Source organism: Mycoplasma leonicaptivi ATCC 49890 (genome assembly GCF_000622205.1).
GTDB lineage: Bacteria > Bacillota_I > Bacilli_A > Mycoplasmatales > Metamycoplasmataceae > Mycoplasmopsis > Mycoplasmopsis leonicaptivi.
The window spans coordinates 4,259-25,069 of the sequence record NZ_KK211409.1; the positions used below are offsets into that span (position 1 = coordinate 4,259).

Consider the following 20,811-nt stretch of genomic DNA (forward strand, 5'->3'; position numbering starts at 1 on the left):
GAAAAGAGTTTTGCAATTTTTTGTTGTTCTGGAACACTAGGAAAATAAACTGGTGTAATTTTAATTTGGTTTATACTTAAATTTGTTTGATTGACACCATCATCAAAATGTAATAAAAATAAATTTCTGTTTAAAAAATCGTTTAAAAATATAGGGTTGAAGTCATTTTTTAAAGTTAAACCTACAATTCGTTGATTTAGTGTGTACATATTATCATTTTCTACCAAATAAGTTTTCGCTAATGCCTTTCCGTTTGGAACATCAGATAAAACCATTGTTATAGTATTTTTTGATAATTTTTCAAAAGCAATCGAGGTTTTTTTAAATTCTCGACCTTCTGTCGATATAAATTTAGAATTAATTAATTTAAATTGACCGTATTTATCTATAAAATTTTCATGAGCACTTCCACTTCTATAGTTAACAATATTTTCTAATTCTGTTTCTTCTCACTTATTTTCAAACTCTTTAAACCTAATTTTTGGAACTAAATTATCCTTATCAGCAAACATTTTTTGCAATAATTCTTTTTTAACATTTTCAAGTTTTTGAATTTTTAAATTTTGAGTTGAAATTTCATTATCAATATTTTTAAATAATATTGAAATTTTTTTCTCTTCTTCATAATTATCTAAATAATTTACTGGTATGGTTTTTAAATAACCTAATGTAAGTTTATACCTTGTGCTACCAAGCACATATTCTTTATAATTAACATTTTTTAAAGAAAGATGTAAAAAATAATTATCTAGTCATTTATATTTTGAAGAAATAACATGTGCATGATTATTAACTCAAATTGGTTTATTTTCAAATATTACTGGATAATTATCCAAATCATTTGCACCATCTTCGGTTAATAAAATATTTTCGCCAGTGTGAGTAAAACCATTAATTTTACCTTGTGGTCCATTTGCACCATAATAAATATATTGACCTCTAAATCTTACATTTTCTTTTACAGGGATTCTTATGTTGTCTTTAAATTCAACTAAATTTTCTAAAACATCTTTTTTTCAATCATTAAAATATCCTTCAAATCTAATCTCTGGCTTTAAACCCTTACTCATAATGCTCCTTAAACATAATTAATTTAATTATATTATTTTGATTAAAAACTAAAAAGAAAAAGTGCAAAATGCACTTTTTTCACTATTATAATTATTTATTATTCATTAAACGAGCACGAACAACTGTGTATGGTAATAAAGCAATAAATCTTGCTCTCTTGATAGCAAGAGAAACTCTTCTTTGGTGTTTAGCACATGTACCTGTAAGTGCTTTACCTTTAATTTGACCATTTCCAGAAATGTATTTATTTAATAATTCAGTATTTTTGTAGTCTATGTATTGAATTTTTTCTTCACAGAATTGACAAACTTTTTTTCTTCCTGCAAAAGCTTTTTTACGTTTATTGTATGACATTATTCTCCTTAATTATTTATCTTCTTCAAAGATGTCTGTAAGTGCATCATCAGATAAATCTAAATCTAGTGCTTGACCGATTGAAAAATCATCTTCTTTTTCATTTTCATCTAAATTAAGAACAGAACTAAAATCATGTTCTACATTTTGATTTTCAGGTTTTTCAAAAGGTTTATTAAATGAATTATTGTTAAATGTATTATTTGTATCATATGATCTTGGTGTAAATGATGCAGAACCAGAATGAGACATTCTTTTATTTTCTATTGCTTGTTTAGATTCTAAAACTCTAAAACGCTCAAGTTGAACATCAATTGCTCTAACAAATTGATTTTCTTTGTTTGTGTATTGATTAACATGCAATTCGCCTTCCACATAAATTAATGTACCTTTGGGAGCAAATCTTTGCATTGCATCTGCTTGGTGTCTTCAAGCAGTTACTGGAATAAAATCTGCAATTTTATTTGCTTGTGAATTACCATAAGTGTCTCTATTAACTGCAACTGTAATTCTTGCATATGGAATATTTTGAGAAGTATAATCAATTTTTACATCATTTGCTATTCTTCCAATTAATGATACTTTATTTAACATATAACTCCTTTAAAATTATTCAGTAACTGGTTTTGCTTGTCTTGGACGTCTTGCAGTGTGTTCTGAATTATTTGATTCTTGTGAATCATTATTAAATGGTCTTTTTACATATGGTCTTTTTGGTTTAGAAAAGTTTTTCTTTGATTTTTTTTCTTTTGAAAATTTTTCTGTATGAAGATTAATTACAAGTTGTCTTCAAATTTCTTTTGAAATATTTGAACGACGTGTAAATTCAGCAATGTTTTTACCATCTGTTTCAACATTTGCTAAAATGTATTGTCCGTGTTTTGATTTATTAATTTCGTATGCTAATTGATTGTTTTCTAATTTTTCAGCTTTTTTAACACCTTCACCAAAAACTTCTTTAAGTAAGTTAAATCCTAAACTTATATCTGCTTTTGGATCAACAATCATAATAATTTCGTATTTTGTCATGTTTCTCCTTTTGGTCTTTCTGGGCTATGTTAGCCAAGGTAGTATATAATACTCTTATTTATTATATTAAAATTAATAAAAACAAAAAATTATATATATAAACTTATTTGTCTATATATGATAGAAATTCAACTTTTTTTCAATTTTTATTCAAAACAATTTAAAAAAAGTTGAAATAAAAATTTTTTATATATTATATATAAAGATTATTTTTTGCTCTTTTTGTTTTTGAAAATAATTATGTATATTATTGATATGAAAAATTTAGTTATCGTTGAGTCACCTAACAAGGTTGAAACAATTAAAAAGTATTTAGGAAGTGATTTTGAGGTTATTGCTTCTGTTGGTCATTTTCTAGATATGACAACAGAGGGAAAAGATGGTCTTGGTATTGACTTTGAACTTTGGGAACCAAAAATGAAATTATCCAGAGGTAAGTCTGCATTAGTTAAAAGTATTAAAGCAGCTGTTAAAAATGCAGATATTGTTTATATTGCTACTGACCCCGATCGTGAAGGAGAAGCAATCGGAAATAATTTAGTTGAATATTTTAAAATTGAAAAATATGCAAGAATTAAATATAACGAAATTACAAAAGAAGCAATTTTAAATGCAATTAAAAACCCAACAATGTTAAATCTTTCACTAGTTCAAGCACAAAAAACTAGAAGAATGATTGATAGAGTAATAGGTTTTAAATTATCAAAGTTTTTAAAAAATAAAATCAAAAATGCTCCTGGATCTTTAAGTGCTGGAAGAGTTCAATCAGTAGCTTTAAAATTAGTTATTGATAGAGAGAATGAAATTAGAGAATTTATACCTGAAAAATACTTTAAATTAAACGCTAAAATACATAACAATGAACTTTTAGCATATTACTACAATGCAAAAAATGAATCAGATAAAAAAGATTGAATTTTTACTAATGAAATCGAAAAAATAAAAGAATATTTTGATAAAGCTAAAAAAGAATTAACTGTAAAAGATATTAAAGTTTCACAAAGAAAAGTCGCTGCTATAACACCTTTTAAACAATCAACACTATATAAAAGAAGTCCTTATAGTGCTTCAAAAACACAAGTAATTATCCAAAAGCTTTATGAAGGTTTTGGTGAAGGTGGATTAATAAGTTATCCGAGAACAGATAGTACTCGTTTATCAGAAACATTTATCAAAGAAGCAAAAGATTTTGTTCTTAAAAAATGAGGTCAAGAATATATTTCTGATGAAATTAAAGGATTTAGTGGTGATCAAGATGCCCATGAAGCAATTAGACCTACTGACATTTATCTTCATCCAGAAATTGCAAAAACTAAGTTCCCATTAACTGAAGAACAATATAAAGTTTATAAATTAATATATGAAACAACTCTTCAAGCAGTTATAAAGCAACCTATAAGAGAAAGTAAAGCTTATGATTTTGTAAATGGAGACTACATTTTTAAACAATCATTTTCAAGAATTATTTTTGATGGTTATTATGTTGTTACAGGTAAAGAAGCAGAATTTAATGATCCAGGTTATGAGATTAATCAAGTAGTAAATGTTGAAAACTTTAATTTTGAAGAACTTGAAACAAAACCTGTTCCAAGATACAATGACGGTACTTTAATTGAAAAACTTGATGAAATAAAAGTAGGAAGACCTTCAACGTTTGCCACTACTGTAAAAATTTTAAAAGAAAGAAATTATGTAACAATGGAAGGTAAGCAAATTGTACCTAATGAATTTGGTTATAAAGTTTTAGAATCATTAATTAAACCATTCCCTCAAATTATCAATGAAACTTATACTTCAAGTGTAGAAGAAAGATTGGATTTAATCGCAGAAGCACAAGCACAAAAAAACGAAGTTATGCAGGCTTTTTGAACAAGATTTGAAGACTTATATAACAATACTTCTGAAACAGTTGAAACATATACTTATGAGTTAAAACACCTTGATGAAAACTGTCCTGAATGTAGTTCACAATTATTAATAAGAAACAGTAAAAAAGGTGTACAATTTATTGCTTGCAGCGGTTTTCCTAAATGTAGATACACACGCAGTTTACCCGAAAATGAAAAGCAAGAAAACAAAGCAACAGATGAAGAAGAAACATCAGAAAATTCTTTTGATTTTTAATAAAAAGCGTCCCTTATTTCGGGGTGCTTTTTTATTCAATATATGTTGGTATTAACATGAATGCAATTAAATAGTAAAAACTAAATGTATCATAAAGAATATCATTAAATAATTCTTTTGTCGCTTTTTCTATTGACTTAAATACAGGAACATCAAATCTCATAAACCCTGGATCAATAGGGAAAGAAATAAAAATTGAAGATCCGTTGCTACAAATTCCAAAATTAGAAATTTTGGTATTTACTGTTTTTAATAATTCTAATGAAAGTTCCATTGAAAGTGGAGTGTACATTTGTCTTATAGCAAGTTCGTTATCAGTTCCGGGTTTAAACGTTTTAACAAATTCATTATTTTCAAGTTTAACTTTTTTAAAAAATCTTTTACCGGTATTAAGTAATTCGAACGGAAATTGTGTTGTTATTTCGTTATTAACTTGAATTTTGATTAATCCAGAAGTAAAATAATTATATGTAATATTTCCTTTTGAATCTTTTCTTTCGTTTCTAAAAGTATCAACAGAAAATAAAATTAAATGTTTTTTTCTTAATTTTAATAAACCGCTATAACAATTTTCATATCAGTAAGCATCATAAGGAACTTTTGCAGATCTAAATGTTCTTATTTCTTTCATAGAAGGACTATATGAATGACCACTTGTATCTTTAATATTACCCAAGTATTCTATTTCATTATCTAGTCATTTAAAACATTGATCATATATTCCAGTACCATTTTCTTGTAAAAATGCTGAAAGCCTTGTTCTAAAATTTTCTCTAATTTTTGAATATTTTCTATAAAAAACATATGTTGTAATACCTAAACCAATTCCTAATAAAAGCATAATAACAAAATATACTATTGCACCTGTTGGATTTTTGCTAATAATTAGAAATGTTAGAAAAAGTAAAACCAAAGGAACAAAAGATAAAGAAAAAAAAGTAATAAACATTTTTCTCGAAAAATTATAATCTTGTATTTCTTGTTTTGATATACTTTCTTCTATTTTTTCTTTTATAAATGGTCTTAAATTTTCAGACATTTCACTATAATATTTTTTAAAATTTGTAAATTCTTTAACTGTTCTCATATATTTATTGTACATTATTTATATTTATAATGAATAAATTTTAAAACGTCAATTAAAAGTCACGAGTAAGTTCAAAACTTGCATCGTGAATTTTTAATTGAAGAGTATTTCTATTTATTTAAGTTATTATATTCACATAAGATTTGAATTATTTTAATTTATCATGTAAATTAAAAAAAGGTATTTTTACTGGTAAATTGCTTGAAATACTTCTATTAGATTGAGAGTTTAATACTATTTTTTTTACATTTTCGTTATTTAATATATCAAAAATATATTGTGCTTCTTGTTCTGTTAAACTATTATTTATATCTTTTGAGTATGAAATATAACTTATATGACCATCAAAAAATGGTCTTTTTACTTCTCCTCAATGTGTTAGAAAAGGTTTAATAATTTTAGGACTTAAACTAGAATTATCTCTTATACATACAAATAAATCTTTAAAAGAATAATCACCAACCCTCAATAAGCCTCAAAATGGTTTATTTTGAATTCTATTATTATAATCAGAACCTTTTTTTAATATTTTTTGATTACTCATGATTCATTTATATGTTTTGGGTGCCTCGTTTATGATTTCATTAATATCTAAAACATTTTTAGAATTATTGTATAAACCTATCACATACAAATTTTCTCATTTATTTTTTAAATCAGGACTTGTTACAAAAGGGAAAACATATTTATTTTCAAGTTCTAACACTCTAGAAAAGTCTATTTTATATAATTTTCTATTTTTAATTATCGGATGAAATAAAGAATTTTTTGAATCTACTTTTTTAATAAAAAATAATCTCATTGGATATTTTGCTTCAACGCCTTTTCTAAATCTATAATCATTTTTTCCTATATATTTTATTAAATTATCAATTTCTTTTTCAGATTCTAATTCTAAAAAATTGTTTTCAGGAATAATATTTTTTAAAGAAAATATTTTTTTTTCTTTCTTAACAGAAAAATTATTATTATTCTTATTCATTATATAAAAAGGTATAAATTTATTATTATTTTTTTTTGAAACAATAAATAATGAAAATTCTAGATTTCCTGTTCCTTGAAAAATTTCCCCACATGAAGAAAAATCATATATTTTATTAAAAAATAATTGTTCATTATCATTTATGATTAATTTTCTAAAACCTTCAAATGATTTATTATAAATTATACTTTTAGGCATTAAATATGCAAGTTTTGATTCTGAAGTAAATCATCTTTCACAGGATTTATTTGTAAGAAGAGCGCAAAAATTTAAATCAATTCCTCCATGGTTTTTATCAGAACTAAAAATATTTTTAATTTCTATATTATTTTTAAGATTTTCTCTATAAAGTTCTGGTAGATCACCTCAACGAACTCATGCAGGATTCCCAATTATATAATCAAAACTCTTATAATTAGCTAATCTAAAATAATTAGAGAAAATTTTTAATCATATTGAGTTAAGTTTTTTCTTTTCTAATTCTATTAATTGAGAAAATATATCATGAATCTCTTTTTTTATTTTTTTAATTGATGGTGAAAATGATTCTAACTCAGATATAATTGATTTTAATTTCAAATCAATTATATGTTCTTCAAGTCTTTCGAGAATGTAAAAAAAATCTTCTCTTTCTACTAGATCAACAGGTAATATTAATTCAATATTATTTTTGTTTTCTATTTGTAGAGAACTTGTATATAGTGAATAATAATAACAATCTACACCATTAATTACTTTTTTTTGTGGTATATATAGACTATCACAATTGTAAATTGGTATTTCATATTTTTTAGTTATGTCAAATTTTACTTTGTTAATTGAATTTATAAATATATTTGCTTTAGTAATTAATGTTGAAATTGGATTTATATCTACACCTACTACACCATTTAAGAATTCAGAGAATTCTAATTTTTTATTTGATGATTTTAATTTTTTATTATATATTTCTAATATAAAAGTCCCGCTACCACAACAAGGATCAATAAATGTTTTATTTAAAAAATCCTCTTTATTTAAATTTAATGAGTTGAGTACAAATTTAACAAGATAACTTGGTGTATGATATTCTCCAAAAGAATGTCTAACTGCCTTTGGAATAAAATTTTCATATAAACCTTTAAAAAGATCTCCAAGCATCGTATCTTTAATTTCTGTTTTGTTAAAATCATAACTATCAACAATCATCATTATTTTTTGAATTGTTTTTAGAAATTTAGTATTTCAATTTTCAGCAAGATATCATGAGAAAAAATCACCATCAACAAAATTTATTATGTTAACTTGTTTAAAGTAATCACCACTTTCTATTTTTTGCATAAAATTTTTAATTATATTAAAATCATTATCACTGTAATATTTTGAAATCTTCTCAATGTTTAAAAAGAATTCACCCATATAATTTGTTGCTTTAACCAATAACAATTTTATTATTATATTTAGAGAAGTATGAAGAGAAAATAAAACTTTATATTCATCTTCTTTTTTTATTTCGAGTCCTATTAATTCTGAAAATATTTTAATTCTTTTTTCAATATCTAAGCTTTTTCCTTTATCTTTTTCAGAAAGTTTAAATAATTTTTCTCATTCAAGATAAAGTAAATCTGTTTTTTTATTATTTTTCAATGTTAAAAGTGTATAAATTTCTCTAACTAATTCTAATGAAGAACTATGTTTTACTTTTGTACCTCCTAATTCTAGGACCGCAAAGTCACTTTCAATATTTATTGGAGATAGTATTGATTTTCCAGTATATAAAAGTTTATCAATTAAATTTCTTGTATTATTTACATCTAATTCAGAATCCCCTACTTTTTTTACAATGTTATTCAAATTTTTTTCATAGTATTCGAGTGTTACACCATCAAAGATAAAACCATACATTACTGTATTTTTATATTTTTCACTTTGTAAGTATTTATGAATTTGTTCTCTTGCTTTTTTAAGTTCTTTTTCAATAGATAATTTATTATATTTTTTGTATTCAATAATAGTATTTCCATATTGAAAATCTGTTCTTCCTTCATTAAGAGGTGTTTCATTTTGAAAATCCAAATATTTATCAGTAATTTCTAATTTACGTGCAAGATCGTTAATTTGTTGTTGAAATAATATTTTTAAATTTTCTTCATTTTTTGTATTTATAAAATTCTCTTTTTTTACAAATTCAAAAATAAATTCTTCTATAATTTTTTCTTTTTTTTCTCCCATATCAATCCCTTTCTTTTTTAAAAAAATTTATATAAATCAATTTAATTTTATATTTTTTGATTAAATTCATCAAAAAATATTTTCTCTTTTTCTAAACTTCTATATTCTTTTAATCATCTTTTTGTGTGTTCATTTTTAACGTTATCTAGGTCTATTGTGAATCTAAATTCTTTTTTTGTAAAGTACATTTTTAGAATTTTTAACACCGTGTGCTAATGTACCAATTAATATAATTTCTTTTTGTATTTGTTCTTTTGTTAAAACAAAGAAAAAATTATTTTTATAATTGATATCATCAATAAAGATACAGTAGTAAAAGTCAATATTTTGGTGCGCTCTGATTTGAACAACATTTAATTTATTACCATAAGCAGAAGGTGTTGATATTTTAACTTCAATATATTCACCATTATTACCAACCAAGTCTCCTCTTTCTATATTAGAAGCTATTTTATTCATTGTAAAAGTTCTTTGAACTAAATTTTGTTGAATTATTGATTTTCTTTGTGCTGTTAATATTGATGTTAACAAAATTATGTCTTTATTTGGTTCTATATCATAAAGATTAGCTATGTGTTTATACTTATTAAATAAATATTCTTTATTTAAAATTTTTTGCTTAATAATTTCTTTAATTGGTTTCTTCATTTTTATATTCTTCTCACGCTTCACAAATGTCTGACTGATTTATTCAATAATTTCCACCATTTACAGATGAATATTTTGAAAACTTAATTTTTTTCAAAATATCTATAATTTCTTTTTTATCAAAATTAGAATTGACCTTAATATAATGTTCTGATTTTGGATTTGTTATTTGGCTAAGATCCTTTATTTTTCCTGAATTACCATTTAAAACAAAATCTGCATCAATTGAATTTCTTTTTAAAAAAATAAATTCTTTTGGTTGTTTTGGCTTTGTTTTTCTTAAATCTTTTTGAATTGTTTTTTCTTTTGTTCAAATGTAAAATGAACAAGGAACATGATAATTAACTAAATTATTTTGATCATAAATATAAAATGAGTTATTTGATAACATTTGCTCTTTTATTAATTTTCATTCTTTAGGGAATAAACTAAAGTTTTGATTAATATACTTAGAAAAAGTGTTTGGTAAAATAAATGCAATAGTTGATGCTCTTAGTTCAATTGCTTTTTTAATAAATTTTTTTGCTAATGAAGACCTTGAACCAAAAGGAGGATTTCCTAAAAAAAAGAATTTTTTGTCCTCACTTAGGATTAAAATCTAATTCTAAAAAGTCTTGCTTTATTATATTCATCTTTTTTGGTTCAATATCGTAAGCGGTTATTTTATTGTCTAAATCACTAAAACTCCCTTCACCTGCTGATGGTTCAATAATTGCAGAATACTGCTGAATATTTTCAATTAATGAATAACAAAATTTCGCAACATCTTTATTAGTATAAAATTGATCATTTTTTACTTTCATATAAAATAATTATATATTAATAAAAATAAAAATTTGTTATAATTAGGTTCCAAATCAAATGAGCATAAAGAAAATGGTAGCTTGACAGCATCGACCATTGCCAACCTGCTAAAAAAGTAAGGTGGATAGTTAGGGATATTTATTATCTAACATGTTAATTTAATCTTCTTTATGCCTCAAATATATATTAAAGAAAAAGAGGTAAAATTTATGAAAAAATTATTTACAAGTGAATCAGTAGGAAAAGGTCACCCAGATAAGTTATGTGATCAAATTTCTGACACAATTTTAGATTCTTATTTAGCACTTGATCCAGATTCTAAGGTTGCCATTGAAACAATGGCAAGTGGACATAATATTTTTATTGCTGGTGAAGTAAAATCAAGTGCAGATATTGATGTTATTGAAATAGCAAAAAATATTTTAAAAGAATTAGGTTATTATACAAATCAAACTAATTTTCATACAGATATAAGACATCAAAGTCCTGATATTAATCAAGGAGTTGAACTTGGACAAGAAATCGGTGCAGGTGATCAAGGTTTAATGTTTGGTTATGCGACAAATGAAACAACTAATTTTATGCCTTTACCTATAACAATTGCACATGAACTTGTTAAAAAAGCTGAAAAACTAAGAAGTTTAGGTAAGTTTCCTTGAGCAAAAGCAGATATGAAATCTCAAGTTACATTAGACTATACTGATCCAAAAAATGTGACAGTAGATACTGTATTAATGTCAATTCAACACTCAGATAAGTATATTGAAACTGAATTTAAAGAATTTATTAAAAATCACATTATTATTGAAACATTAAAAGAGTTTAATTTAGATCAACCAAAAAGAATTTTAGTAAATCCAACTGGTAAATTCTTTATCGGTGGTCCAATTGGTGATACAGGTTTAACTGGTCGTAAAATAATTGTTGATACTTATGGTGGTTGAGCAAGGCACGGTGGTGGTGCCTTTTCAGGTAAGGATGCAACAAAAGTTGACAGAAGTGCCGCTTATGCTGCTCGTTGAGTAGCAAAAAACCTTGTTGCTGCGGGTGTTGCTGATAAAATAGAAATCCAAATCGCTTATTCAATAGGTGTTGCTAAACCTGTTTCAATAATGGTAGAAACCTTTAATACAAACAAAATAGAGAACGAAAAAATAGAAAATATTGTTCAAGAAGTTTTTGATTTAACACCTAAAAGTATTATCGAAGCACTAGAACTTAAAAAGCCTATTTTTGCAAAAACATCTTACTTTGGGCATTTCGGAAGAACAGAATATGATTTCCCTTGAGAAAGATTAAACAAAGTTGATGAGATTAAAAACAAGTTAAAATAATAATAAAAATCCGTTTTTAGAAAACGGATTTTTTATAAAAAAAGTATTGAAAAGCACATATACTAAAAATATATGCGCTTTAAATATTATTAAAATTATTGATTATTCTATAAGATATGTGTATTTACAAAATAAAAAAAGAAAGTAAAATACAAATAATAATGATTATATATCCATATAGAATATTGAAATTATTGTGATATAAATTGTTGTGTTATTTACACATAAAGAATAAAATGAAATGATATTAACTAACTACTAGGAGGTTATGTTAATATAAATAAATTGAAAAAATAAATGTTTTGAAAATTTTAAAAAAAATAAATAAAATGGTGCGCGAAGAGGGACTTGAACCCTCATGCTGTAAAGCACTAGAGCCTAAATCTAGCGTGTCTGCCAATTTCACCATCCGCGCCTTGAAATTAATTTGTGCAAGCAATAAAAAAGCACACACAATAAGTGGTGCCGGCTATAGGACTCGAACCTACGACCTACTGATTACAAGTCAGTTGCTCTACCAACTGAGCTAAGCCGGCTTTAATAATGGTGGAAGATAAGGGACTCGAACCCATGACATTCGCCTTGTAAGGGCGACGCTCTCCCAGCTGAGCTAATCTTCCATAAATGGCAGTCTGTACGGGGATCGAACCCGTGCATGCATGGATGAAAACCATGTGTGTTAACCGCTTCACCAACAGACCAAATGGCGCCGATTATTGGGATTGAACCAATGACCAACTGGTTAACAGCCAGCTGCTCTACCGCTGAGCTAAATCGGCAAATACTCAAATATTATAGCATATTAAATAAATTTTTATTTAATTTATTTCTAAAATATATATTTAAGTTCTTTTTTATTAAAGCGAGTTAATTATAACACAGTTTGATTAAAATATAAAAAAAATAATTATTTTTTTGTTATTGTTATTTTAAAAGTGACGATGCAGGTTACTATCAAAAAATCGTAATAACAAGTTCAAACTTGCATTATTAATGTTTTAATTGATGTTTTTTATAACTAACTTATTTAAAAAACTTAGAATATTATATTTACAGTATTTATTTTATAAACTTAACACAATACATAATTTATTATTTTAAAACAAAAGATTTGGGTGTTTTTGTTTATGAAAATATTTGAATTATATATAGTATTTTTTTTAATCTAAAATGATTTTAATAAAAATAAAAAATATTTTTTGGCTTTATATGATATTAATTCCGTATTTTTTATAACTATGATATAGTTATAAAAGTTTTTTATTAAATTAAATTATTAAATTATATGAATACTTTTAGTATCAGAGTTATAACTAATATAAAATTATTATATAAGGAGAAAATATGAAAATAAAAAGAATATTCAAGTTATTTTTAACAACTACAATAAGCATTATCCCTATTAGTGCAATAGCACTAAATTTAAATGAAGGTTATGTTGAAATCCCTGATGAAATATATGATGAAATAGTTAAAATTAATGAATTATACTATAGCAAATTAGGATTAAAATATAATAATACTAGTTATAAAAAAGAAGAAAATTATAATAATGTTGGTATTATAGATATAGGAAATTTAGATATTGAAAGATTATTTATTAAAAACAGTAAAAATAATATTGTAAAATTAGGAAACTTACCAAATAACATTGAAAATGATAATCACCCTTTTTCAGTTGTTTCAACAATCGGAACAGATAGTGGAATAAATAAAAATGCGAATATTTTTTATTCTTCGCTATCAGCTAACGGAAAAAATTTTACTAATATATTAGATGATTTTATTAAAGATAACAAAAATAAAAAATATGATACTAAATTAATCAATATAAGTATAGGATTTAACAATTTTATTGATACATATAAAAATAATACTTCCAAAAATATAAATAATAAAAAAATAGAACCTGATGTGGAAAACTATGATAAATTTGAAGACCTTCTAGATATTTGATTATATTATAATTTTTTCACAAATAAATCATTTTATGAAAAATGAAAAAATAAAATTCTTTATAAATATGAAGTATTAGATAAAAAAGCAAGAGAAAATAATATAAAAATAATTATGTCTTCTGGTAATTTTAATAATTACAAAGAAGTTTTAATTCAAAAATCCAAGAAAGTTTTATCTTTATTGCAAAAAAATAGTTTTAGTCCCCAAACACTAAAAGAAGAATTTAAAAAAATTAGAGATATTTTGTATTTACCGGGAGACAATGTAAAAACCCATTTTGATGATTTATTATTTTTTTTGGATAATGCAAAAGAAACAGATAATTTTTTTAAAGATTTGAAAAACAATATTCCAATTACTTTAGAAGGTTTAGAAAAATTTCAAAGTATGAAAAATTTTGAAGGAATCATAACTGTTGGTTCTGTTGATTATAATAATGTTCATACAATTTTTTCCTCATTTGGTGATATTGATAACGATAACTCACCATTTGTTTCAGCTTACGGTCAAGGTATTTTTGATGAAAATGATTATAAAAATATTTTTAAAAGTTATAAGATTGTAATGGATTATTTAAATAAAAATCCAAATATTGATCCTAAAATAAAGGAACAAATAAAATATTGAATAAACTTTAATGGTACAAGTAAGGCTGCACCAATGATTACTGGTTTAATATCACTTTTACAAAATCAAATAGAAAAAAACCTAACAATTAGTGAGACAAAATTGCTATTAGCTGCTTCCTCAAATTATTCAACAAAAAATCCTGAAGAAAACAATAATAACAATAATGAATATTGAAAACAAAATAGAACTAAAAATAAAACAGGTTTTGGAATACCTAAATTTTTCAAAATGAAAGATATTATTAAATCAGAAAATTATATTAATAGTGACGAATTTAAAAAAATAATAAAAAATATAGATAAATACGATATATCTATAATTAAACTTAATGACTTAATTTTAAATAAACCCACAAAACACTTAACTTCTACTTTTATATTAACTAAAAAGATGTCATTTTATGATTGATTTTCTGAAAAGAAAAACAATAGTGAAAACAAAAATTTTTATAATATTTTATATAGTTTAATAAACAATAATAAAAAAATTAAAGATGAACTATTTAAATTTAATAATAGTAATAGATCATCATATAAAGTCTTTTCATCTTTAAAATTAAATAAAAAAAATTCAGAAATAGAACGTTTAAAAATTAGTGATTCAAATTCTTCTGAACACGAAAGAACTTATTTCGGTGAATATAAAGAAGTTTTGAATGGTAAACTAGAAACAAAAATATATTTAAAAGAACTTGATTTATACAGAAAACTTTTAAGAGAAAATGAATTAATTAATAATAAAAACAAACAAATCGATTTTTTAAATAAAATTTACTTTGAGTACATGGAAGAAAATTGGGATTTTGCAAGTTATATAGATGTGGAGTATAAAAATGATTAAATTTAAAGAAATAAAACTTATTTTTTTGTCAATTTTAGCTACATCTATTGCTGTTTCTTGTAATGAACCAATTATAAATCAACAAAACAATGAATCACAATATATTAATCAAAAATATAAAGAACATTCATTATTTGATCTTAAAAGTAATGTTTTAACAAAAAATACAATAAATGCTTTTTTTAAACGAAAATTTCCTTCTAAAACAAAAACCATAATAGAAAGTTTTTTGGATAAAATGCCGTTTGGTGATTATTCAGATAATGAAAAAAATAAGAAACTTTATAGAATGTTTATAAACTATTGTATTTATAATGTTGATAAAGAATTCTATTTAGATAATAAAAGTGAAAATCAAAATTATAATCATAAGTTCTTAATGAATACTCCATATTACTTTGATGTTAGTTCAAATTTAGAATATAAAGACTTGAATATAGTTCAACAAATTGATTCAATTCTAAACAAAAGTACTTTAGGTTATGGTAATTTACCAAAATTATTAAAATACTCTCTTTATTCATTTTTAAATTACTATTTTAAAAACGAAACATTTGATACTGATATTGAAAAAAGATCTCAATTCGTGTTAGAAAATACAAATAAACCTATTGAAGCTAATTTCAAAAAACTTTATTCATTTTTAGATAAAACTCTAAAAAAATCAAAATCACTGTTAGATGTAAAAAATAATGAATTTGAAATATCCGATATTAAAATAAAAGAAATAAAAAATATTAAAAAGGTGTATCTAGAATTTAAATCAAATAAAAAATTAAATAAAGAAAACTTTGTTATTAAAGTAAAATCTGATAAATGAAAAAATGATAATCAAGAATATGTTTTTAATAATATTAATATTATTTATAAAGAAAAATTAGATAACTATACTAATTTTATGAATTATAACCTTGATAAAGAAGATGATAAAAGTGTTTGAAATATTGATATAACAGAACTTTTAGATAATAATTCAAAAAGTAAAGAAGTTTTTTATGTATCTGGTATGGATTATAAAAAAATTGAATATGGTATGGACTATCTCAATTATTTTAATAAGGAAAATATAAGTCGATATTTTGATTTTATAAAAAGATTTAAAGATTTTAATCAAAATAAGATTTTGATAACTCCTCAATCATTTAACATAACTGAGTTTGATTGAATCAATGGTAATTTAAAAAACATTATTAAAGATGATGGTAAATTAGGTTTAGATAAAAGTTCAATTTTTGTACCAGATAAATAAAATATTAAATGAAAATTAAGGACGAAATTTTGGTTAAAATTATTAAAGTTTCTCCTTAATTTTTGTGCTTTTTAGAAAAAATTTAAAGTTGTATAATTAACACATTAATCTTTAATTTAGCAAAAATGAATTAAAGCAAATATATTAGGATAGGATTTTTTATGAAAAAGAATAAAAATTTAAAGAAGTTTATGTTACTAAAAAGTGTTTTAGTAACATCTTTTGCTTCATCTTTTGTTGTTGCTGCTGCATGTGGTACAAAAACAAATAATCGTGTAAGAGTAACTTCTTTTAGTGTTTCTAACATCACTGAAAACTCTGCAAAAGTAACATTAGTAATAAGAAAAACAGATTTTAATAACTTTAAAATTAAATACAAAAATTCAAATAGTATAAATGTTTTAAATGGTATTAAAAAAGAAACTGAAGTTATTTTTGAGTTAAATGATTTAATTCCTGGAAACCAATATGAAATTCAAGAAATATTTTATATTGATGAAGATAATAATACAAATCAAATTAATCTTGATTTCTTTAAAAATCAACTTACTTTTACAACAAAACAAAATCAAGATAGTGCAAAACCAAATAATCCTTCAATAGTTCCAATACCAAATCCAGGAAGTTCTGATAAACCAAAAGACACAACACCTCAAACACCAGGCAATACTACACCATCACAAAACTTAAACAAAAAAGAAATTGTTTTAAATGCAATTAATTTTTCTAATCTTCTTTATAAACAAGTTAATGCAACACTGAATTTTTCTGACTCAAACAATGAATATAATAATCTTGAGATAACATTAAACAATTCAATTAAAAAAAACTTACAATAATCTTTTACTTAATAATGGAAATATTGAATTAACAATTGATGGTTTACAACCAAATACTAATTATTCAATTACAAATATTAAATTAAATCAAAATGATTTAAATCTTAATAATATTAATAATAAATCATTTACCACTCCAAGTGAACCTGTTACAACTCAAAATGATGATTTTGAAATAAGTGGATTTTCACTAAATAATACAACTTCAAATACAGCATCTTTTAATGTTAATTTTTCAAAAAATAGTCTTAAAGATAATACGCAGACTAATTTTGAATTAGTTATTAATGGTCAAACATATACATTTTCAAATTATGTTGCAGGAAATAATTATTTACAAGTTAACTTAACTAACTTAACACCACAAACTAATTATGCTATTTCAAGTATTAAATTAAATAATGTTTCTTTAAACATACCTCAAAATTTTAGTTTTACAACTAAATCTGAATTAAGAAATCTAAATATATCAAGTGTTAGTGTATTAGATATAACAACAAATTCTGCACAAGCTACAATTAATTTTAACGAAAATGTTTCAAACAAAAATATAACATTAAATTATTCTGATGCTTCTGGTCGTTCTTATTTTGCACAAAAACATATTTCAAATGGTAATAGAGCAGACTTTATTCTTTCAAATTTACAAGAAAACACAAGTTATGAATTATTGAATTTAAACATTGAAGGTCAAACAATCAATTTATCTTCTTTTTCAAATAAAAACTTTAGAACTAAAAATTCAACAAGAAACGAAACGCCAACAATTGTCGATGGTTCAATGGGTAGTTTTACAAAATACTCTGAACAAGTTTCAAGGTTATACAATGATAATAATTTAGAAATTGACAAAATTTCTAAATTAGTAAGTAATAACAAAACTTATTTATTATTCCATTCAACAAAAATACCAAATGCTAAAAATAAAGATTTAAACTTTACTTATAATTCAAAAACATATAGTGTTAAATATAGTGGAAACTCAGAAGATTTTGTTATTTTGGTAGATAACAGTGAAGGTACAAGTATTTCAGATATTTCATACAATAATGTAAGAGTTAACTTTAATGGAACAATTACGCAAAATAATACTCAAAGTACTTCAAATAATTCTAATGCAAAAATAAGTTCTGTGTCATTAAGTGGTAATAACTTAACTGTTAATTTTTCTGGTGTTTCATTTAATACAAGTGATAAACTCCTTGTTACTATTAAGCCAGATGAAAATGTTTATACTTCTGATTTAAGCATTTTTGCAACAAATATTTCTGGTAGTTCAATTACTATAAATGATGTCAAAAATAAATTAAATAAGAGTTTTAATGAATACTGAGTTACATCTGTATTAAATACTAATACAGGTGTGGAATATTTCCCTGAGGAAGATAGAAGTTCATTTAAATTGAGTAATCAAAATCTTGAAGCAACTATTTCTCATATTAAATTTGAATTAAAAGATGCAACAAAAAACACTTTTGTTGGATCAATAAATTTAAATGTTAATGATGATGTTGTTGAACAACTAAGAGATAAATACATAAAAATATCGTTTTTAGATAAATCTCAGAGGGATATACAAGTAAAAGATATTGATTATGAAAAAGATACCTACGGAACAAAAGGTAATGGTTTTGATTACATTGTTAGAAATGATAGAACAGAAAATAATCGTTTTATTTATTTAAATTTCAATGAACTTAAAAATTTTGAATTTAGTAATTTAACAGAAGGTATGATTTGGGTATTAAATAAGGTTGAAATTGTTAATAAACACAATTTAAGAACTATAAAAGATATTGACTTAACATCAACAAAAAAAATCGGGTTACAAACCTTGGAACCAAAATTAGAAACAGAAAGTTTAACTCTTAACTCAGGTTTTGATACAAACTTTGTTTCTGATGTTAACAAACAAAATAATGGTACAAATAATGTTACAAAAGAACAACTCAAACAACAAGTAGAAGGAGATAACACTACCTCAAATCCTTTAAATATAGACTTTAACTTTAATAATTACAAGGTATTAAATGAACATTATTTAGAACAAACTCAAAAGTTATTTGATCTCTATAATGATTATTCAATTTTTTCTTTAAAAGAAGAAGTTACTAAGTTTAATTTTAATAATAAATCTTATAACTGAGGTGTTGCTATTGAAGATTTTGATCAAAAGTTTTATGAACATAATCAAAATGATACATATAAAATTACAAAAGATTTAAATAATTTTAATAATTTAAATTCTGATAATGAAGCTATAATTAATTTTAATTTCTTTGCAAATCCACAAAACACAAATATGGATTATTGATATTTTAATCAAAACGCTTATGCTGTAAGTTTTTCTCTTGATTACCTAAAAAAACAACCAAATAAAACTATTGATAACCTTGAAATAAAATTTGTAAAACTTTGAGAAGAAATATATAAAGGTCATAATTCAAAAATTGAAAAAAATGATTTATCAATAAATTCACTTGATAAAGAAAAACTTCAAAAACTTATGAACCAAAGAATTAAAGTAAAGGTTTCATTAGACGATTCAAATAAACTTATTATTGAATTAAAAGCAAGAAAAGGTGTAATTAATGATCAAATATATTTACACAATCTTTCGCAAGAAATTTCAACTTATATAGAACGTGCTTATAATTATTTATCTGTAATGTATGTTGAAGATAACAATTCACAAAATAAGGTTTCTTATCAAAATAAAAATATTAGTGAAAATAAATTAAAAGTTGATGGATTTTTATTCGAAGCGAACAACAACTTTGTTCCTGTTAATAAATACCCTGTTACTCTGCAAAATAAGTTTAATATCGATGTTTCAACTTGAAGGTATAAAAATGGTACTGATGAATCATTGTTTAATGATGAGGTTCTTAAAAAAGTAACTTCAAGATCTATTGGTATTAATCAAGGAACAGGTTGAATGATTTCAAAAGTTAAACCTAATGATCCAAATGATTTTAAATATTACTTCGCAACAAATAGACACGTTCCTACAACTGGGGTTAATTCATCATTATCAGCACCAAAAGATCATAATTCAAAAACTGATACATCGTTGTTTTTTAGCCCATTAAATGATTGATATGTTGATATAACACAAGTTTGAGAGGCCTCAGAGGGTAATAAAAAACTAGATGGTTCAGAAGTAAAAACTCACCCTCTTTCAAAATTTGCCGGTAATACAAAATTAAGGTCAAGTGCTGATTTAAAAATAATACAAATTGATATAAAAAACGTTGTAGATTATTATAATAATCATAAAAATAACTCTTCATAAAGGGGGACACAGAAATGACACAGTTATTTCTGTGTTTTCTTTTATAAAACAAAAGGAAGGGGGAGGGGTATACCCCTCGGGCTTCGCCCATAAAAATGAGCAAACATTTATCACACAAACAATGAGAATTTTGAATCAAAGAGTATTACAAAGCAAATAATAATTTTGCTAGTGAACAACTATTTTGAACTAATTTTTGTAATCAAAATAACATTAAATTTACTAAGCACGTAATTTATAGATTTAAACAAAAAATTAACTTGTATAATTTAAATATGAATTTAGATAGCAAAACAGGTAAATCACCAAAAGCAAATAAAGGAGTTGGTAGAAAAAAGAAGGTTAAGAAAGACTG

At 23.7% G+C, this 20,811-nt stretch carries 18 protein-coding genes and 5 tRNA genes; 7 read left to right on the forward strand and 16 right to left on the reverse strand.

Annotated elements, in window-relative coordinates; translation table 4 throughout:
• From BU00_RS04915 to rpsF, 4 genes are all read right to left on the reverse strand, one after another.
• Positions 1-1,070: restriction endonuclease subunit S (locus tag BU00_RS04915; protein ID WP_051521869.1), on the reverse strand; the 1,070-nt coding region annotated here is incomplete at its 3' end.
• Between the two features lie 91 nt (positions 1,071-1,161).
• Positions 1,162-1,425 carry a 30S ribosomal protein S18 gene (gene rpsR / locus BU00_RS0103650; protein ID WP_027121507.1) on the reverse strand — a complete coding sequence of 88 codons (264 nt, stop codon included), beginning with the start codon at positions 1,423-1,425 and terminating at the stop codon, positions 1,162-1,164.
• A gap of 12 nt (positions 1,426-1,437) precedes the next feature.
• Positions 1,438-2,019 (reverse strand): single-stranded DNA-binding protein, encoded by a 582-nt coding sequence (locus tag BU00_RS0103655; protein ID WP_027121508.1) that lies wholly within the window; start codon positions 2,017-2,019, stop codon positions 1,438-1,440.
• Positions 2,020-2,034: 15 nt separating this feature from the next.
• The gene (gene rpsF, locus BU00_RS0103660; protein WP_027121509.1) at positions 2,035-2,454 is read right to left on the reverse strand and encodes a 30S ribosomal protein S6; all 420 of its coding nucleotides are present in this window, start codon (positions 2,452-2,454) and stop codon (positions 2,035-2,037) included.
• Positions 2,455-2,709: 255 nt separating this feature from the next.
• Here rpsF and topA point away from each other — a divergent pair, with 255 nt between their 5' ends.
• Positions 2,710-4,578, forward strand: a complete 1,869-nt coding sequence (gene topA / locus BU00_RS0103665; RefSeq protein ID WP_027121510.1) for a type I DNA topoisomerase — start codon at positions 2,710-2,712, stop codon at positions 4,576-4,578.
• Positions 4,579-4,609: 31 nt separating this feature from the next.
• Here the strand turns inward: topA and BU00_RS0103670 are convergent, their stop codons facing one another.
• The 6 genes from BU00_RS0103670 to BU00_RS0103695 all read right to left on the reverse strand — a co-directional run bounded on the left by BU00_RS0103670 (position 4,610) and on the right by BU00_RS0103695 (position 10,309).
• Positions 4,610-5,665 carry a 6TM ABC transporter family protein gene (locus BU00_RS0103670; RefSeq protein WP_169733405.1) on the reverse strand — a complete coding sequence of 352 codons (1,056 nt, stop codon included), beginning with the start codon at positions 5,663-5,665 and terminating at the stop codon, positions 4,610-4,612.
• A 148-nt stretch (positions 5,666-5,813) separates the two neighbouring features.
• Positions 5,814-8,858 carry a DNA methyltransferase family protein gene (locus BU00_RS0103675; RefSeq protein ID WP_036459111.1) on the reverse strand — a complete coding sequence of 1,015 codons (3,045 nt, stop codon included), beginning with the start codon at positions 8,856-8,858 and terminating at the stop codon, positions 5,814-5,816.
• A 47-nt stretch (positions 8,859-8,905) separates the two neighbouring features.
• On the reverse strand, positions 8,906-9,046 hold the full coding sequence (locus tag BU00_RS05145) for a hypothetical protein (RefSeq protein WP_156926445.1): 141 nt from the start codon (positions 9,044-9,046) through the stop codon (positions 8,906-8,908).
• The gene (locus tag BU00_RS0103685) at positions 9,021-9,506 is read right to left on the reverse strand and encodes a hypothetical protein (protein ID WP_027121513.1); all 486 of its coding nucleotides are present in this window, start codon (positions 9,504-9,506) and stop codon (positions 9,021-9,023) included. Before BU00_RS0103685 ends, BU00_RS05145 begins: the two co-directional genes overlap by 26 nt.
• On the reverse strand, positions 9,490-9,897 hold the full coding sequence (locus BU00_RS0103690) for a hypothetical protein (RefSeq protein WP_027121514.1): 408 nt from the start codon (positions 9,895-9,897) through the stop codon (positions 9,490-9,492). Before BU00_RS0103690 ends, BU00_RS0103685 begins: the two co-directional genes overlap by 17 nt.
• Before the next feature lie 118 nt (positions 9,898-10,015).
• Positions 10,016-10,309: a hypothetical protein gene (locus BU00_RS0103695; protein WP_027121515.1), complete on the reverse strand. Its 294-nt coding sequence runs from the start codon at positions 10,307-10,309 to the stop codon at positions 10,016-10,018.
• 210 nt (positions 10,310-10,519) lie between these two features.
• On the opposite strand from BU00_RS0103695, the gene metK reads away from it, so the two are divergent.
• Positions 10,520-11,644: a methionine adenosyltransferase gene (gene metK, locus BU00_RS0103700; protein WP_027121516.1), complete on the forward strand. Its 1,125-nt coding sequence runs from the start codon at positions 10,520-10,522 to the stop codon at positions 11,642-11,644.
• Between the two features lie 330 nt (positions 11,645-11,974).
• Here the strand turns inward: metK and BU00_RS0103705 are convergent.
• The 5 genes from BU00_RS0103705 to BU00_RS0103725 form a co-directional block, all read right to left on the reverse strand.
• A tRNA-Leu gene (locus BU00_RS0103705) sits at positions 11,975-12,059 on the reverse strand.
• A gap of 45 nt (positions 12,060-12,104) precedes the next feature.
• Positions 12,105-12,180, reverse strand: a tRNA-Thr gene (locus BU00_RS0103710).
• Positions 12,181-12,188: 8 nt separating this feature from the next.
• Positions 12,189-12,264: transfer RNA gene (locus BU00_RS0103715), tRNA-Val, on the reverse strand.
• Positions 12,265-12,269: 5 nt separating this feature from the next.
• Positions 12,270-12,345: transfer RNA gene (locus BU00_RS0103720), tRNA-Glu, on the reverse strand.
• Between the two features lie 3 nt (positions 12,346-12,348).
• Positions 12,349-12,423 (reverse strand) — tRNA-Asn (locus BU00_RS0103725).
• A 565-nt stretch (positions 12,424-12,988) separates the two neighbouring features.
• Between BU00_RS0103725 and BU00_RS0103730 the strand changes: the two genes are divergently transcribed.
• The 3 genes from BU00_RS0103730 to BU00_RS0103740 all read left to right on the forward strand — a co-directional run bounded on the left by BU00_RS0103730 (position 12,989) and on the right by BU00_RS0103740 (position 17,161).
• Positions 12,989-15,073 carry a S8 family serine peptidase gene (locus BU00_RS0103730; protein WP_027121517.1) on the forward strand — a complete coding sequence of 695 codons (2,085 nt, stop codon included), beginning with the start codon at positions 12,989-12,991 and terminating at the stop codon, positions 15,071-15,073.
• Positions 15,066-16,322 (forward strand): hypothetical protein, encoded by a 1,257-nt coding sequence (locus tag BU00_RS0103735; RefSeq protein WP_027121518.1) that lies wholly within the window; start codon positions 15,066-15,068, stop codon positions 16,320-16,322. Before BU00_RS0103730 ends, BU00_RS0103735 begins: the two co-directional genes overlap by 8 nt.
• A gap of 161 nt (positions 16,323-16,483) precedes the next feature.
• Positions 16,484-17,161, forward strand: coding sequence for a fibronectin type III domain-containing protein (locus tag BU00_RS0103740; protein ID WP_027121519.1), 678 nt, complete (start codon positions 16,484-16,486; stop codon positions 17,159-17,161).
• 372 nt (positions 17,162-17,533) lie between these two features.
• Here BU00_RS0103740 and BU00_RS05150 read toward each other — a convergent pair whose 3' ends face one another.
• On the reverse strand, positions 17,534-17,707 hold the full coding sequence (locus tag BU00_RS05150) for a hypothetical protein (RefSeq protein WP_156926446.1): 174 nt from the start codon (positions 17,705-17,707) through the stop codon (positions 17,534-17,536).
• 124 nt (positions 17,708-17,831) lie between these two features.
• On the opposite strand from BU00_RS05150, the gene BU00_RS0103750 reads away from it, so the two are divergent.
• Positions 17,832-20,456 carry a hypothetical protein gene (locus BU00_RS0103750; protein WP_027121520.1) on the forward strand — a complete coding sequence of 875 codons (2,625 nt, stop codon included), beginning with the start codon at positions 17,832-17,834 and terminating at the stop codon, positions 20,454-20,456.
• Positions 20,457-20,551: 95 nt separating this feature from the next.
• Positions 20,552-20,811: hypothetical protein (locus BU00_RS05470; protein ID WP_425411675.1), on the forward strand; the 260-nt coding region annotated here is incomplete at its 3' end.